The 14,099-nt window shown below is 66.6% G+C and carries 13 protein-coding genes; 6 read left to right on the forward strand and 7 right to left on the reverse strand.

Going from position 1 to position 14,099, the window contains the following annotated elements:
• Positions 1 to 2: 2 nt before the first annotated feature.
• Positions 3 to 1,103, reverse strand: a complete 1,101-nt coding sequence (gene ribB, locus EV656_RS10000) for a 3,4-dihydroxy-2-butanone-4-phosphate synthase (RefSeq protein WP_132603153.1) — start codon at positions 1,101 to 1,103, stop codon at positions 3 to 5.
• Entirely contained in the window at positions 1,100 to 1,705 is a 606-nt protein-coding gene (locus EV656_RS10005; RefSeq protein ID WP_132603156.1) for a riboflavin synthase, read from the reverse strand. Before EV656_RS10005 ends, ribB begins: the two co-directional genes overlap by 4 nt.
• A 181-nt stretch (positions 1,706 to 1,886) precedes the next feature.
• On the opposite strand from EV656_RS10005, the gene EV656_RS10010 reads away from it, so the two are divergent.
• The 3 genes from EV656_RS10010 to EV656_RS10020 all read left to right on the forward strand — a co-directional run bounded on the left by EV656_RS10010 (position 1,887) and on the right by EV656_RS10020 (position 6,463).
• Entirely contained in the window at positions 1,887 to 3,179 is a 1,293-nt protein-coding gene (locus EV656_RS10010) for a capsule biosynthesis protein (protein WP_132603159.1), read from the forward strand.
• Positions 3,180 to 3,285: 106 nt separating this feature from the next.
• Positions 3,286 to 4,407, forward strand: coding sequence for a polysaccharide biosynthesis/export family protein (locus tag EV656_RS10015; RefSeq protein ID WP_200276646.1), 1,122 nt, complete (start codon positions 3,286 to 3,288; stop codon positions 4,405 to 4,407).
• Between the two features lie 7 nt (positions 4,408 to 4,414).
• A complete protein-coding gene (locus tag EV656_RS10020; RefSeq protein WP_243695696.1) occupies positions 4,415 to 6,463 on the forward strand; it encodes a capsular polysaccharide biosynthesis protein in 2,049 nt (682 codons plus the stop codon).
• Between the two features lie 9 nt (positions 6,464 to 6,472).
• On the opposite strand, the gene EV656_RS10025 is transcribed toward EV656_RS10020, so the two are convergent.
• Complete coding sequence (locus tag EV656_RS10025) at positions 6,473 to 7,003, reverse strand: peptidoglycan-binding domain-containing protein (RefSeq protein WP_132603162.1); 531 nt, start codon at positions 7,001 to 7,003, stop codon at positions 6,473 to 6,475.
• Between the two features lie 261 nt (positions 7,004 to 7,264).
• On the opposite strand from EV656_RS10025, the gene EV656_RS10030 reads away from it, so the two are divergent.
• Positions 7,265 to 7,588 (forward strand): 2Fe-2S iron-sulfur cluster-binding protein, encoded by a 324-nt coding sequence (locus EV656_RS10030; protein ID WP_132603165.1) that lies wholly within the window; start codon positions 7,265 to 7,267, stop codon positions 7,586 to 7,588.
• 103 nt (positions 7,589 to 7,691) lie between these two features.
• Here EV656_RS10030 and EV656_RS10035 read toward each other — a convergent pair whose 3' ends face one another.
• The gene (locus EV656_RS10035; protein ID WP_132603168.1) at positions 7,692 to 8,042 is read right to left on the reverse strand and encodes a hypothetical protein; all 351 of its coding nucleotides are present in this window, start codon (positions 8,040 to 8,042) and stop codon (positions 7,692 to 7,694) included.
• Between the two features lie 234 nt (positions 8,043 to 8,276).
• On the opposite strand from EV656_RS10035, the gene EV656_RS10040 reads away from it, so the two are divergent.
• Positions 8,277 to 8,759 carry a hypothetical protein gene (locus tag EV656_RS10040; protein WP_132603171.1) on the forward strand — a complete coding sequence of 161 codons (483 nt, stop codon included), beginning with the start codon at positions 8,277 to 8,279 and terminating at the stop codon, positions 8,757 to 8,759.
• A 19-nt stretch (positions 8,760 to 8,778) separates the two neighbouring features.
• Here EV656_RS10040 and EV656_RS10045 read toward each other — a convergent pair whose 3' ends face one another.
• The 3 genes from EV656_RS10045 to EV656_RS10055 are packed head-to-tail and all read right to left on the reverse strand — an operon-like array spanning position 8,779 to position 11,741.
• Positions 8,779 to 9,366, reverse strand: a complete 588-nt coding sequence (locus EV656_RS10045; protein ID WP_132603174.1) for a TadE/TadG family type IV pilus assembly protein — start codon at positions 9,364 to 9,366, stop codon at positions 8,779 to 8,781.
• A 3-nt stretch (positions 9,367 to 9,369) separates the two neighbouring features.
• Positions 9,370 to 9,930 carry a TadE/TadG family type IV pilus assembly protein gene (locus tag EV656_RS10050; RefSeq protein ID WP_132603177.1) on the reverse strand — a complete coding sequence of 187 codons (561 nt, stop codon included), beginning with the start codon at positions 9,928 to 9,930 and terminating at the stop codon, positions 9,370 to 9,372.
• Positions 9,927 to 11,741, reverse strand: a complete 1,815-nt coding sequence (locus EV656_RS10055; RefSeq protein WP_132603180.1) for a TadE/TadG family type IV pilus assembly protein — start codon at positions 11,739 to 11,741, stop codon at positions 9,927 to 9,929. The genes EV656_RS10050 and EV656_RS10055 overlap by 4 nt, the downstream gene beginning before the upstream one ends.
• 288 nt (positions 11,742 to 12,029) lie before the next feature.
• On the opposite strand from EV656_RS10055, the gene dnaG reads away from it, so the two are divergent.
• On the forward strand, positions 12,030 to 13,997 hold the full coding sequence (dnaG, locus tag EV656_RS10060; protein WP_132603182.1) for a DNA primase: 1,968 nt from the start codon (positions 12,030 to 12,032) through the stop codon (positions 13,995 to 13,997).
• The last annotated feature ends 102 nt before the right edge of the window (positions 13,998 to 14,099 follow it).

Here is a 14,099-nt window from a genome sequence, read left to right on the forward strand (position 1 = left end):
GTTCAGCCCTTTCCGTCGATCTTGCGGGTGCCCTCGATGGACAGCCCGTAGGCCTCCAGGCCCACGACCTTGGGCAGGGGCGAATTGGTAAGCAGCACCAGCTTGTGCAGGCCCAGGGCGGCCAGGATCTGTGCGCCCAGCCCGTATTGCCGCAGCGTCTGGGGCGAGGCGGCGCCATCCTGGACCAGCTTCATCGTGGTGTCGCGCAGCAGGACCACCGCGCCGCGCCCTTCCTGGGCGATGATTTCCATCGCACGGGCCAGTTCGCCCGGTGCATGCGGGCCAAGGCCCAGCACATCCTGCAGCGGGTCCAGCGCGTGCATCCGCACCAGAACCGGCTCGGGCGTGGAAATGTCGCCCTTGGTCAGCACGACATGTTCCGCCCCCTGGGTTTCATCGGTGTAGACCCGCATCAGCCAGTCACCGCCAAAGGCCGAGGTCACAGGCTTGACAGCTGCCTCGTTCACCAGGTTGTCGTGGCGGCGGCGATACCCGATCAGGTCGGAAATCGTGCCGATCTTCAGCCCGTGCCGCTGGGCAAAGGCCACAAGGTCGGGCAGCCGCGCCATGGTGCCGTCCTCGTTCATGATCTCGCAGATCACGCCCGAGGGGTTCAGCCCCGCCAGACGCGCAACATCGACCGCAGCCTCGGTATGGCCGGCACGCACCAGCACGCCGCCATCGCGGGCGCGCAGCGGGAAGATGTGGCCCGGCGTGGCGATGTCAGACGGCCCCTTGCCGCTGTCGATGGCCACGGCCACGGTGCGTGCCCGGTCATGGGCGGAAATGCCCGTGGTCACGCCCTCGCGCGCCTCGATTGAAATCGTAAAGGCGGTTTCGTGGCGGCTGGAATTCTGCGACGCCATCAGCGGCAGCCCCAGGGCATCCACCCGTTCGCCGGGCAGGGACAGACAGATCAGCCCGCGCCCGTAGGTCGCCATGAAATTGATCGCCTCGGGGGTGGCCATCTGGGCGGGGATCACCAGGTCGCCCTCGTTTTCCCGGTCCTCGTGATCGACAAGGATGAACATGCGCCCGTTGCGGGCGTCCTCGATGATCTCCTCGATCGAGGAAATGGCGTCCTTGAAGTCGTTTTCGCTCATGCCGCGTTCCAGTCCTGCAGGCGCGCGACATAGCGGGCCAGCGTGTCGATCTCAAGGTTGACCTTGTCGCCGACGGCCACGCCGCCAAAGGTCGTGGCCTCTTTGGTGTGGGGGATGAAGTTGACGCCGAAAGAGGGGCCCTCGACCTCGTTCACGGTCAGCGACACGCCGTTCAGCGCGACGGACCCCTTGGGCGCGATGAACTTGGCCAGCGCGTCCGGCGCGCAAAAGGTGATGCGCGTGCTGTCGCCCTCTTCGCGCATGGCGGTGATTTCTGCCACGCCGTCGACATGGCCCGACACGATATGGCCGCCCAGCTCGTCCCCGACCTTCAGGGCGCGTTCCAGATTGATTCGCGTGCCCTCGACCCAGGTGCCCAGCTTGGTCGCCGACACCGTTTCGCCCGAGATGGAAACCTCGAACCAGGCGCCATCGGCATCGGTTCCGCGGTCGACCACGGTCAGGCAGACTCCGTCGCAGGCGATGGAGGCGCCGATATCGATGCTGTCGGCGGGATAACCGCAGCCGATGCGTGCGGTCAGGTCACCGCGCTGCGTCAGGGCACGGATCGTTCCGATATCGGTGATGATGCCGGTAAACATGGGCCGGTCTCCTTGGGCTTTGTCGCGCTTGACCTAGCCCCTGAGGCCCCCGAGAGCAAGCCGCAGACATGCCACAAAGCGGCCCTGACGCCCGCCACCTTGCTGTGGCAAAACCGCCGCGTGCCCTGTGCCAGTGCGCAAGGGGCATTGCCTGCAAAAAGGATGGGCGCTTGATAAACGGATGAAACAGGTCACGGGTGAAAACCGGCGTTTTCTTTTCCTTCAGGGACCGCACGGCCCGTTCTTCGACCGGCTGGCCGGCGGGGTGCGCGCCGCCGGCGCCCAGGCCTGGCGCGTGGCCTTCAACCGCGGGGACGAGGTGTTCTGGTCCGACGCGGACCGCCTGATCCGCGCCACCTGCCCGCCCGCCGACTGGCCCGCCCTCTGCGCGGATCTGTTGGCGGAAAAGCACATCACCGACATTGCGCTCTACGGCGACACCCGCCCCTGCCACGAAGCCGCCATCGCCGCGGCGCGGGCGGCGGGCATCACCGTTCACATCTTCGAAGAGGGCTACTTGCGGCCCTACTGGATCACCTATGAACGCGATGGCGCCAACGGGCATTCGCGCCTGATGGACATGTCCATCGCCGAGATGCGCGCCCGGCTGCGGGGCGAACCCGCCCCACCGATCGAGGCCCCGGCCCATTGGGGCGACATGCGCCAGCACGTCTTTTACGGCGCGCTGTATCACTGGTTCGTCCTGGCGATGAACCGCCGCTACCCGCATTTCCAACCGCATCGCGGACTGCCCGTCCGGCGCGAGTTCGCCCTTTATCTGCAACGGCTTGGCCTGTTACCCCTGCATGCGGCCCAACGGTTCGCCGCCACGCGCGCGGTGCGGGCGGGCGGCTTTCCCTACCATCTGGTGCTGCTGCAACTGGCCCATGATGCCAGTTTCCAGCGCCATGGCCCGTTCGACACGATGGACGCCTTCCTGGCGCTCTGCGTGGAAAGCTTCGCCCTTGGCGCCCCGGCCCATCACCACCTGGTGTTCAAGGCCCACCCGCTGGAGGACGGGCGCAGCCCGCAGCGCGGGGCGATTTCCCGGCTGGCCCGGCGTCACGGGGTTGCGGGCCGGGTGCACTATGTGCGCGGCGGCAAACTGGCGCTGTTGCTGGACGGGGCGACCAGCGCGGTCACGGTGAATTCCACCGCCGGCCAGCAAGCGCTGTGGCGCGGGCTGCCGCTGGCCGCCCTTGGAACCGCCATCTATGGCAAGCCGGGGCTGGTATCCGGCCAACCGCTGGCAGAGTTCTTTGCCGCGCCGCGCCCGCCGGATGCCGAGGCCTACGCCGTCTTTCGCCGGTTCCTGCTGGAAACCAGCCAGGTTCCCGGCGGGTACTACTCGCGCCGGGGCCGCGCACAGGCGCTGCGGCGCATCGTGGACATGGTTCTGGCCGCCGACGATCCCTATACCGCCCGCGCCCTGCGCAGCGACGCAGAGCCGCAACACCTGCGCCTTGTCCGCTAGGCCCAACCCACGCCTGACACTGGCTTTTCCCGCCGCGATTCGTTACCTTGACGGAAAAATACCGAGGCAGTGCAAACAACAACAAGGAAACCGAGCGGTGAAAGTCATGAGATCCCGGGGGATGCGGGCGGTTGTCCTGCTGGCCCTGGTGACGAGCGTAGCGGCCTGCGGCCTGCCGCGCTCGGGTCCGAACAAGCGCGAAATCTTCGAAGGCTCGGTCCAGAAACAGGGCGATGCCTTCATCGTTTCCGTCAACGACCGGGTGACGCGGGCCACCTCGCTGGTGCCGGCCATCGGGTTTTCCAACCAGTTCAAGCGGGCCGGCAAGCTGGGGTCTGACACGATCCGGCCGGGCGACACGCTGGACCTGACGATCTATGAAAACGTCGATGACGGGCTGCTGGCCGGACAGGGCACCAACGTTTCGGTCCTGGAAGAGGTGCAGGTCGACGGCGCCGGCTTCATCTTCATCCCCTATGCCGGGCGGCTGCGGGCGGCGGGCAACACGCCCGAACGGCTGCGCCAGATCATCACCGAAAAGCTGGATGCCCAGACCCCCGATCCGCAGGTCGTGGTGCGCCGGCTGGCAGGTGACGGCGCCACGGTTTCGCTGGTGGGGGCGGTCGGCGGCCAGGGCGTCTATCCCATCGAACGGCCGAACCGGACGCTGTCGACCATGCTGGCCACCGCCGGCGGTGTCGCGATCGAGCCCGAGATTGCCCGGATCACGATCATCCGCGGCAGCCAGCGGGGCGAAATCTGGTTCCAGGATCTCTACGATCATCCCGAGCTGGACATCGCCCTGCGCGACGGCGACCGCATCCTGGTAGAGGCCGACAGCCGCGCCTTTACCGCGTTGGGGGCCACCGGCGCCCAAAGCCGGGTCAAGTTCGAGACCAAGACCCTGTCGGCGATCGAGGCCATCGCACAGGTCGGCGGGCTGTCCACCAATTTGGCCGATCCGACCGGCGTCTTTGTCCTGCGCAACGAACCCGAAGAAATCGCGAACCTGGTGCTGGGCCGCGACGACCTGATCGGCGCGCAGCGCTTTGCCTATGTTCTGGACCTGACGGAACCGAACGGCATGTTCCTGGCACGCGATTTCGCCATCCGCGACGGCGACACCGTCTACGTGACCGAGGCGCCCTTCGTACAGTGGCAGAAAACGCTGTCGGCAATCACCGGGGCGGCCGGATCGGCCAATTCGCTCGCCTCGCTCGCCGAGTAGCAGGGGCGTGGCCGACAGGGGCCACGCGTCCACCGATGCCGCCGGGGCTGCCGCTCTCCGGCGGCTCTTCGTCTATAACGGCGGTTTTCTGAGCCAACCCCGTTTGCGCCGCATCCTGGCCCTCAGCGGCCATGGCATCCGGCTGGGCCTGCCCAGTCCGGACGACATGGTCGGCATCTGGGGCGCCAGCCCGACCGCCGGGCGCGGGTTGCGCATCGCGGCGGCGCGCGGGACCGGGGTGCTGCGGGTCGAGGATGCGTTCCTGCGCTCGGTCCTGCCAGGGCGGGCACGGGGGGCGCAGCCCACGCTGGGGCTGATGCTGGACCGCAAGGGCGTGCATTTCGACCCCACCCGCCCCTCGGACCTGGAAGAGCTGCTGGCAACCCACCCGCTAGACGACACCGCCCTATTGAACCGGGCACGCGATGCGATCATCCGGATCAGGGCGGGCCACCTGACGAAATATACCGGCTTCGATCCCGCGGCGCCGGTGCCGCCACCGGGCTATGTTCTGGTCGTGGATCAAAGCGCGGGCGACGCCGCCGTCACCGCCAGCGGCGCCACGGCAGCCACCTTTCGGGAAATGCTGGCGCTTGCGCAGATCGAAAACCCCGGCGCCCCCGTCGTCATCAAGACCCACCCCGAAACCGCACGCGGCCTGCGCCCGGGCCATTTCACCGCCGCCGATGCGGGCGGGCGCGTGCGGCTGTTGTCCGATGCGGTATCGCCCTGGGCGCTGCTGGACGGGGCCATCGCCGTCTACACGGTTTCATCCCAGATGGGGTTCGAGGCGATCCTGGCCGGGCACCGCCCGCGCGTTTTCGGTCAGCCCTTTTATGGGGGCTGGGGCCTCAGCGCCGATGAAAACCCCCTGCCCCGCCGCACCCGCCGTCTGACCCGCGCGCAACTGTTCGCGGGCGCGATGATCCTGGCCCCGACCTGGTACGACCCCTACGCCGACCGCCTATGCACGCTGGAGGATGCCCTGGCCACGCTGGAGGCCGAAACCCGCGCTTGGCGCGAGGATCGCAACGGCTGGGTTGCCACCGGCATGCGTCTATGGAAACGCGGTGCGATGCAGGGCTTTTTCGGAGGCGCGCGGCCGGTACGTTTCGTCGCCGATGCCAACCGCGCGGCCGACTATGCCGCGCGGACCGGGCGGCGCGCGATGGTCTGGGGCGCGGCCCCGGCGCCCCAGGGCGTGGTGCGGGTCGAGGACGGGTTCTTACGCTCGCGCGGGTTGGGGGCGGCGCTGGTGCCGCCGCTGTCACTGGTCGCCGACGACCTGGGGCTGTATTACGACCCGACCCGCGACAGCCGCCTGGAACGCCTGATTGCCGCGGCCTGCGATCTGCCCACGACCGAACGTCACCGGGCAGAGTACCTGATCGCACGGCTGTGCGAGGCGGGGCTGTCGAAATACAATCTGGGCGGTGCGCCCCTGCCCGACCTGCCGCCGGGCCATCGCATCCTGGTGCCCGGGCAGGTAGAGGATGACGCTTCTATCCGCCTGGGCTGTCCGGTCGAATGCACGAACCTGGCGCTGTTGGAACGCACGCGGGCAGAAAACCCCGACGCGGTGATCGTTTACAAGCCGCATCCGGATGTCGAGGCCGGGCTGCGCCCCGGGGCGGTCGATCCCGCCGCAGCCCGCGCCTTGGCCGATACCGTCATCGAGGGCGCGGGCGCCCCGGCCCTGCTGGCCGCGGTGGACGAGGTCTGGACGCTGTCCTCGGGCATCGGGTTCGAGGCGCTGCTGCGCGGGCTGCCCGTGACCTGCCTGGGTGTGCCGTTCTACGCGGGCTGGGGGCTGACGCGCGATCTGGCGCCGGTGCCCGCCCGGCGCAGCGCGCGCCCTGACATCGTGGCGCTGGCCCATGCGGTGCTGATCGCCTATCCGCGCTATCGCGACCCGCAGACCGGCCGCCCCTGCCCGGTGGAGGTGATCGCCGATCGCCTGGCCCGCGCCGATCTGCCCGCGCCTGGCCCCGGCCTGCGCCTGCTGGCCCGCCTGCAAGGGGCCGCGGCCAGCCATGCCTGGCTATGGCGGCGTTGAACGGCCGGCCTATTCGGCCGCTTCGCGGTCATAGGCGACCAACCCCAGCTTGCGCGCGGCGGCCAGCGACAGCGTCGCACTGTCCAGCCCCTCGGCCTGTTGGAACCGGCGGATCGCGGCGCGGGTCGGCCCATCCATTCGCCCGGTGACCAGCCCGCGGTGCAGGCCGCGCACCTTCAGCGCCCGTTGCAAGGCGGCAACGAATTCTGGCGTCACGGTATCAGGGCACGGGGCCTGAAACCATTGCTCGCGCCGCTCGCGCAGGATGCGCTGCTGGGTTTCGGTCTTGTAGACGGCGGGGCGGCGGATTTCGCCGTCGCTGCCGATTTCCGGCGGTTGCAGCAAAACCTGCTCGGTCACGGTTTCCACCACGGCCGGGCTGATCTCGCGCCCCCAACAGGTGCCGGGCGGGGCGCCCGGCGGGGCCGTCGGCGCACCGGGCCTGTCCACTGGCAGGGCCCCCGGTATGGCCCCGGGGCCGGCCTGGCAGGCGGCCAGGCAAAGTGCGGCAAGCCCGAACAGGGCGCGAACTGGGACCATGCTGCTCGTTCCGGTCGGCGGGCGATGTCCCGCCTGTTGCCGGAAACGATAGCGCGTTTGCGCCCCGGGCGGAAGCACCTGCCCCATTGCGGATAACCGACCACGCCCCCACAGGCGCAAAATATCCCGCGCCCGCAGCCCCCCGATCACAGCATGCCAAGGGGTACATTTTTCCACGGGCACGGGCCTTGCGCTTTCGCTGGAAAAACCGGCGCGGCTCGCTTATGTCCTGCCTCGTTCCGACCCAACGCGAGGCATCCCATGGCCAAGATCACCTATATCGAGCATAACGGCACCGAACACGTCATCGAGGTCGCCAACGGGCTGACCGTGATGGAAGGCGCGCGCGACAACGGCGTTCCCGGCATCGACGCCGATTGCGGCGGCGCCTGCGCCTGCTCGACCTGCCACGCCTATATCCATCCCGACTGGTTCGGCAAACTGCCCCAGGTCGAGGACATGGAGGCGGACATGCTGGATTTCGCCTATGAAACCGACCCCAAGCGCTCTCGCCTGACCTGCCAGATCAAGGTGACGGACGCGCTGGACGGGCTGATCGTGCACCTGCCCGAAAAGCAGATCTAGGACGGGGCGGGGCGAAAGGCCCCGCGCCCATACATACCCTGCACATGAAAACACCCGCCGCAATCCAGCGGCGGGTGTTTCTGTCAGTGAAACGCGGTTGCGCTTACTTCTGCGGCTCGCCGGTCATGATCGAGCGCATGAAGGCGCTGAAACCGCCGCCCTTGTTCTCGGACGAGGTCGAGCCGACCTCGGTGTCGAACATGGTGGCCTTGTCGCTGAGCAGCGGCCAGTTCATCATGCGCGAGAACGGGGTGGGGTCGTTGGTCGTCAGCTCGACATTGCCTTCGCCGCGACCGCCGATCAGGGGCCAGTTCATTTGCGACGACAGCGGGGTCGGGTCGTCGGTCTTAAGCTCGACATTCGACTTGCGGTTGCTGAGCAGCGGCCAGTTCATCATGCTCGACAGCGGCGTGGGGTCGCTAGTCAGAATCTCGGAGTTGGTCTTGTCAGTCATGATCCACCTACTTTGATCCGGTCCACCAAAAACAGAATTGGCTTCTGTGGCAGGATGGTCCTTTCTCGGGGGGTTCGGCAAGGTGATTTTTCGCCGCGTCCGGGGATTCCGGCTTGACGACGCACCCCATGCCTGCGCGATAGGCGTTGCGGGCTGGGCGATCCCCCGCCCCCGCGCTGAAACGACACGCCGCGCAGGCCCGCCCCACCCGGCGGAAAGCGAAGGAAAACGCCGATGTCCGACACTATGGCAAGCTTGCGAATCTCAACCGCACGGCGCGTCTTCGGCCTGCTGACGCTGGGCCTTCTGGCGGTTCTGCTGCTGTATGTGGCGACGATCAGCCCGCCTGCGGCCCTGGGCTGGCGGGTGTTCCTGCTGGGGCTGGGGCTGTCGGTGCTGGTGCTGACCGAGGCGATGCGCCGGGCCACGGCGAGGGGCCTGATCCTGACGCGCGAGGGGCTGTTCGACACCGAAGGGCAGCGGCTGGCCGCCATGGACGATGTCACCGGCCTGTCGCGCGGGTTGTTCGCAATGAAACCGTCGAACGGGTTCACTCTGTACCTGACGCGGCCCGGCCGGGCGGCCTGGGCGCCGGGGGTATGGTGGCGGCTGGGGCGCAGGCTGGGCGTCGGCGGGGTCACATCGGCCGCCGAAACGCGGATGATGGCCGACATGATCGCCGCGATGCTGGCCGAACGCGACGCAGATCGCGGCTAGCCGCAGACCGGCGCGCCGCTTACGCGCCCCAATTCCACAACAGCTGTCCTGTAAAACGCGGGCGCGTGACAACCATCACCTCGACGACGATATCGTCCTTCAGCCCCACATCCAGCATCGGTTCGAAGTCGAGGAAGCTCTCGACCACAATCTGCCGGTCGCTTTGGGCCGCGATGGGGATGACATCCAGATAGTCGTCGTTCAGATCGGACTCGATCAGCGCCGGGCGCGCAGAATCGGTGCTGTAGGACCAGTCGATGCCCAGTCGGCGCTCGGGGTCGTCGGCGGCGCAATGTTCGATGCAATAGACCATCGAGACACGGATTTCGCTTTGTCCGGCCTCTGCCTCGGTCAGGAAGGCAAAGACATTCCCCATGCCGTCGATGTAATCGGGGCCGATCGGCCCGTCCATTTCACGGCTGAGCAGATCCGACAGGGTATAGGCCGCCTTTTGGGCGACAACGCGTTGGTAATAGCCGTCGAACAGGACCAGGCTGGTCCCGATCCACCCCATCAGCAACGGCAGCACGATGGCGAGTTCCGCCGACATCGAACCGCGCGTCGACTCTCGAAAATGGCGCAGACGGGTGAAAATGGCGTGCATCATGGCTCAGCCCCCCGTGCCGGGTTCGTTCACGAAGAACGATGTTGATGTGAGGTAGAAGCCGTCCTGCGGCGCGGCGTCCAGTTTCAGCCCGACGCCGACCCCGGGGAAGAACGGGTCGATGGTCATGCAGGCGCGCACCATCATCAGCCCGTTATCCGGCCCCTGGGAAAAGGTCGTGACCGGCTGGATCTCTTCGGTGCGGTCGACGCAGGTGATTGCGCCATCAGGCATGGTCCAGGTCGTCTTGGACACCGGGACCATCTCAATCGCCAGCGCGTCGCTGCATTCGAGTCCGAAGGGAACGTTCTCGCAGACCTTTTCCTTGAACTCGGCATGGGTAATCTCGGGCCAGCTGCCAAGGCGCAGGCCGCGCATGGCAATGTCCATCGCGCGGTCCAGCATGAACTGGCGCGCCATGATGATGGAGGTCTCGTAAGACATCAGCATCACCGAGATCACCAGCGGGAACAGAATTGCAAACTCGACCGTGCTGGTGCCGCTATCGTCGCGCGCGGCACGGCCCAGCCGGGTACTCAGGCGGGATATAAGGGAAGGCGCCGTCATTGGGTCAGCCTCAGCTTGTTGATCGAGGTGGCGATTGTCGCAAAGACATCCGCCAGGTTGGCACCGTTGGCCGCGAAGTAGTTGTTGGCGTTGGAGGCGCAGTCCTGCATCGCCGTTTCGGCGGCCGAATTCTCGGACACCTCAAAGCCGATGGTGTAGACAAGAACGCCCTCGGCCTTGGCGGCCTCGCAGATGTCGTGCAGGCGGTCGTCCTTGGTGCTGCGGTTATGGCCGTTGACCGGGTTCGGAAGGAAATCGAAATCGTCATACCAGTCGGTGGGGAACTTGGCCCAGACCTCGGGATAGGACATCTGGTAGGCCTCGCCCTCCGCGTCGCTCTCATCGCAGACTTGGACATCTTCCCAGAAGCACCAGATCCAGTAGCAGACGCGCTTGCGCTCGGTTTCACAGACGGTTTCGGCCTCGCCGGCATAGGGTTCGTCATGCCAGGTGGAATTGTCGCCATCCGGGTAGTAGCTGCGGCGATCGTCATCGACATACATGTATTGATCGCGGCTAGAACTGTAGACCGAGTAGATATCGTCGCCCAGCGTCCAGCCGCCGTCGCCATCGGGCAGGCGGTAATGCCAGATTTCGGACGGACCGTCGCGGTATTCGTCCTTCAGGTAGTACTGTGTCGTATGTTGCCCGTCCGACATGACCACCAGAACCTTCATGTTATAGGCTTGGGTATAGTCGTAGGGGCGCCCGACAAAGGCCGTGTCGATCACCGGATCCTCTTCGCCGGGGCGACTTTTGACGGTCAGGTTGGTCACCACGCTGCGCACGGCAGGATCCAGCAGCGTCATCCCCCATTTCACGCCCAGATCGATCGAGGTGTTGCCGCCGGTTTGCAGCGCATCGATGGCAGCGAAGACATCGTTGTGGTCGTTCATCAGCGGCTTGATTTCCCGCCAGCTTTCGGGCTCGCAGGTGAACTGGTACGCACCGGGATAGCCATCCTGCGTGCTGCCGCCGCTCCATCTGTCGAAATGGCCGGTGCGTTGCAGTTCTTCGGTGGGCAAGAGCGCAGCATTGCTGAAATCGCTGTCGGCGAAATCCACGCAGGCGGAATAGTCGTGTTCGTCGGTAACGTTGAACTCGCTCAGCAGGGTCGGGCCGGCATAGACCTGTTCGGAATACGGGACGATGCTGATCGAGACCTTGTTGGCCTCGGTCGTGCAGGCCGCGCCGGTGTCGCGATCGGCGGCCTGGTTGCATTGCATGTAGTAGACGAAGTCCTTGGCCGCCTCTTTCAGCGCGGCAATCTTGGAGCTGCGGCTTGAAGAGGACCAGTTGGACATGGACCCCGACACGTCCAGCACCATCGAGATTTCCAGATCGGTGATCCCCTCTTCCGCCGTGCCGCCGGCAGAGACCGTCAGCGTGTCGAGGTTCACCAGCTTCAGCAGGTAGGTATCGATCTCGGCGTCGGCAGTCGCGGTGACGCGGCGATAGCTGAGCGTGCCGGAGGATTTGTTCTCCACCACGGTGATGTCTTCGCTGCTGATGTAATCAGACAATCCCGCCTTGGCGAAATAGTCCAGCACCACATCCTCGGCGTCCAGGCTGTTGCCCAGGCCGGTCGCGGCCAGAACGGCACGGTCCAGCGTGCCCTGCAACTGGGTGCGGGCCATTTCGTGCCGCATGAAGTCGATCGCAAGGCCAGCCATCGCCAGCATGGTGATGAACAGGAACAGCGAAAAGATGACGATGCCGCCGGACTCGTCGCGCTGAAAGCGCGCCAGCCGGAAAAGCGACCGGACCGAACCGCGGGCCGCATCTTGGTTATGACTCTTTTTGATCGGCATCGGCGACACCCTCCCATGGAGGTAAACGATTTATGCGGGAACAGTTCCCCGCAGGGCAGATTAAACGCCCGAGCTGTGGCCAAAATGGGGCAAAACAAGGCACCAATTGGTGTTTTTGGTCTATAGTGTCACGGAAATTCTTGCCGCCGTTTTCAAAACGAAAACAGTATATTGGATACACTGGGATCGGATCGCGCGCGGACATAAATCGCGCCCCGAGGGCCTGCGGCCATGCTTGCTGCGGCAGACCCCTCGACTCGCCCCGCCCGGGCACCGATATTGGAGGGCATGAGCCTGCCCCCCGGTTTTATCGATGAGCTTCGCAATCGTACCTCGCTGACCCAGGTGGTCGGGCGCAAGGTCGTGTGGGACACGCGCAAGTCGAATCAGGGCAAGGGCGACATGTGGGCGCCCTGCCCGTTTCACCAAGAAAAGACCGCCAGCTTCCACGTCGACGACCGCAAGGGCTATTACTACTGCTTCGGCTGCCATGCGAAGGGCGACGCGATTTCCTTCGTTCGCGAGACCGAGAATGTCGGCTTCATGGAGGCGGTGGAAATCCTGGCGCGCGAGGCCGGGATGGAGATGCCCGCGCGCGACCCCAGGGCCCAGGAAAAGGCCGACCGGCGCACCCAGCTGGCCGAGGTGATGGAACAGGCGCAACGTTATTACCGGATGCAGTTGCAGACCGCCGCCGCGTCAGAGGCCCGCGCCTATCTGGACCGCCGCGGCCTGGACGCGGACGCGCTGAAACGCTGGGAAATCGGCTTTGCCCCGCCGGGCTGGCAGGGGCTTTGGACCCATCTACGCGGCAATGGCGTGGCCGAAGACCTGATCCTGGCGGCGGGGCTGGCCCGGACATCCGACAAGGGGCGCGAGCCCTACGACGTGTTCCGCAACCGCATCCTGTTTCCGATCCGCGACGCGCGCGGGCGGCTGATCGCCTTCGGCGGGCGCGCGATGGACCCCGACGATAACGCGAAATACCTCAATTCGCCCGAGACCGAACTCTTCGACAAGGGGCGCAACCTGTATAACCACGCCCCCGCCCGCGCCGCCGCTGGAAAGGACCAGCCGCTGATCGTGGCCGAGGGCTACATGGACGTGATCGCGCTGGTGCAGGCCGGGTTCACCGGCGCCGTGGCCCCCCTGGGCACCGCCATCACCGAGGACCAGTTACGCCTGCTGTGGCGCATCCATCCCGAACCCATCGTGGCGCTGGACGGCGACAAGGCCGGGATCGGCGCGGCGCGGCGGCTGGTGGACCTGGCCCTGCCGCTGCTGGAGGCGGGCCAATCGCTGCGCTTTGCCCTGATGCCGCCGGGCCAGGACCCCGACGACGTGATCCGCGCAGGCGGCGCGGGCGCGATGGACAAGCTGCTGTCGCAGGCACGCCCCATGGTGCAATTACTGTGGGAGCGCGAGACCGAGGGCCGCAACTTTGACAGCCCCGAGCGCAAGGCCGCGCTGGACCGCGACTTGCGCGCCGCCATCGGCCGGATCAAGGATCCCACGATCCGGCGCCACTACGGGGACGAGATCAACCGCCTGCGGTGGGCGCTGTTCCGCCCGCCCCGCGCGGCCGGGCGCAAGGGCCCCTGGCGGGGCCGCGTCGCGCCCGAGGCACCGCGCCCGACCACCCGCGCCTCGCCCCTGGTCGCCGCCCCCCCCCGGTATGAGGAAGCGCTGCGCGAGGCGGTGATCCTGGCCACGCTGATTACCCACCCCGCCCTGCTGGGCGAGTTCGAGGGTGCGTTGGAACGCATGGAATGCAGCGACCCGACCCACGCGCGGTTGCAGGCCGCCCTGCTGCGGCACCTGCACCTTGCGGATGCCCACGCCCTGCGCGCCGCGCTGAGCGAAGAGTTGGGCACCGACGCCCTTGAAAAGCTGTTCGCGCCCAGCCATGTCCGCATCGCCCCCCCGATCCGCGACCGGGCCGATACCGAAAAGGCGCGCAACTGCCTGGCCGAGGAGTTGGACAAACTGGCCACGGCACGCGGCGCGGCGCGTGAGATCGAGGAGGCGATGCATGATTTGCAGGGCCTGGCCGACGAGGGGCTGACCTGGCGCTTGGGCCAGGCGGCAGAGGCGCGCAACCGCTCGGGCCGGGCAGACAGAACGGAGCAACCCGATTACGACCTGGGCCCCAACGGCGCCCGGATCAGCCGCGACGAGCGCGACGCCTTTGCCCGGCTGCTGGAGCAGATCGAATACGACCGCGCCGGGCGGCGTGGACCTCGGGGCGAGGGCTGACTACATACTGGGATAAACCAAGGGGACACGGGTGTTCTTCCCGATGATTCGCGCTATTGATTCGTGCTAATCGCCGGAACGAATCGGACTCCCCGGCAAGGA

This window comes from Rhodovulum adriaticum (assembly GCF_004345735.1).
Lineage (GTDB): Bacteria > Pseudomonadota > Alphaproteobacteria > Rhodobacterales > Rhodobacteraceae > Rhodovulum > Rhodovulum adriaticum.

Coding starts and splice junctions, on each gene's coding strand:
- ribB (WP_132603153.1), bottom strand. CDS start 1,103: ATGAGCGAAAACGACTTCAAGGACGCCATTTCCTCGATCGAGGAGATC.
- EV656_RS10005 (WP_132603156.1), bottom strand. CDS start 1,705: ATGTTTACCGGCATCATCACCGATATCGGAACGATCCGTGCCCTGACG.
- EV656_RS10010 (WP_132603159.1), top strand. CDS start 1,887: ATGAAACAGGTCACGGGTGAAAACCGGCGTTTTCTTTTCCTTCAGGGA.
- EV656_RS10015 (WP_200276646.1), top strand. CDS start 3,286: ATGAGATCCCGGGGGATGCGGGCGGTTGTCCTGCTGGCCCTGGTGACG.
- EV656_RS10025 (WP_132603162.1), bottom strand. CDS start 7,003: ATGGTCCCAGTTCGCGCCCTGTTCGGGCTTGCCGCACTTTGCCTGGCC.
- EV656_RS10030 (WP_132603165.1), top strand. CDS start 7,265: ATGGCCAAGATCACCTATATCGAGCATAACGGCACCGAACACGTCATC.
- EV656_RS10035 (WP_132603168.1), bottom strand. CDS start 8,042: ATGACTGACAAGACCAACTCCGAGATTCTGACTAGCGACCCCACGCCG.
- EV656_RS10040 (WP_132603171.1), top strand. CDS start 8,277: ATGTCCGACACTATGGCAAGCTTGCGAATCTCAACCGCACGGCGCGTC.
- EV656_RS10045 (WP_132603174.1), bottom strand. CDS start 9,366: ATGATGCACGCCATTTTCACCCGTCTGCGCCATTTTCGAGAGTCGACG.
- EV656_RS10050 (WP_132603177.1), bottom strand. CDS start 9,930: ATGACGGCGCCTTCCCTTATATCCCGCCTGAGTACCCGGCTGGGCCGT.
- EV656_RS10055 (WP_132603180.1), bottom strand. CDS start 11,741: ATGCCGATCAAAAAGAGTCATAACCAAGATGCGGCCCGCGGTTCGGTC.
- dnaG (WP_132603182.1), top strand. CDS start 12,030: ATGAGCCTGCCCCCCGGTTTTATCGATGAGCTTCGCAATCGTACCTCG.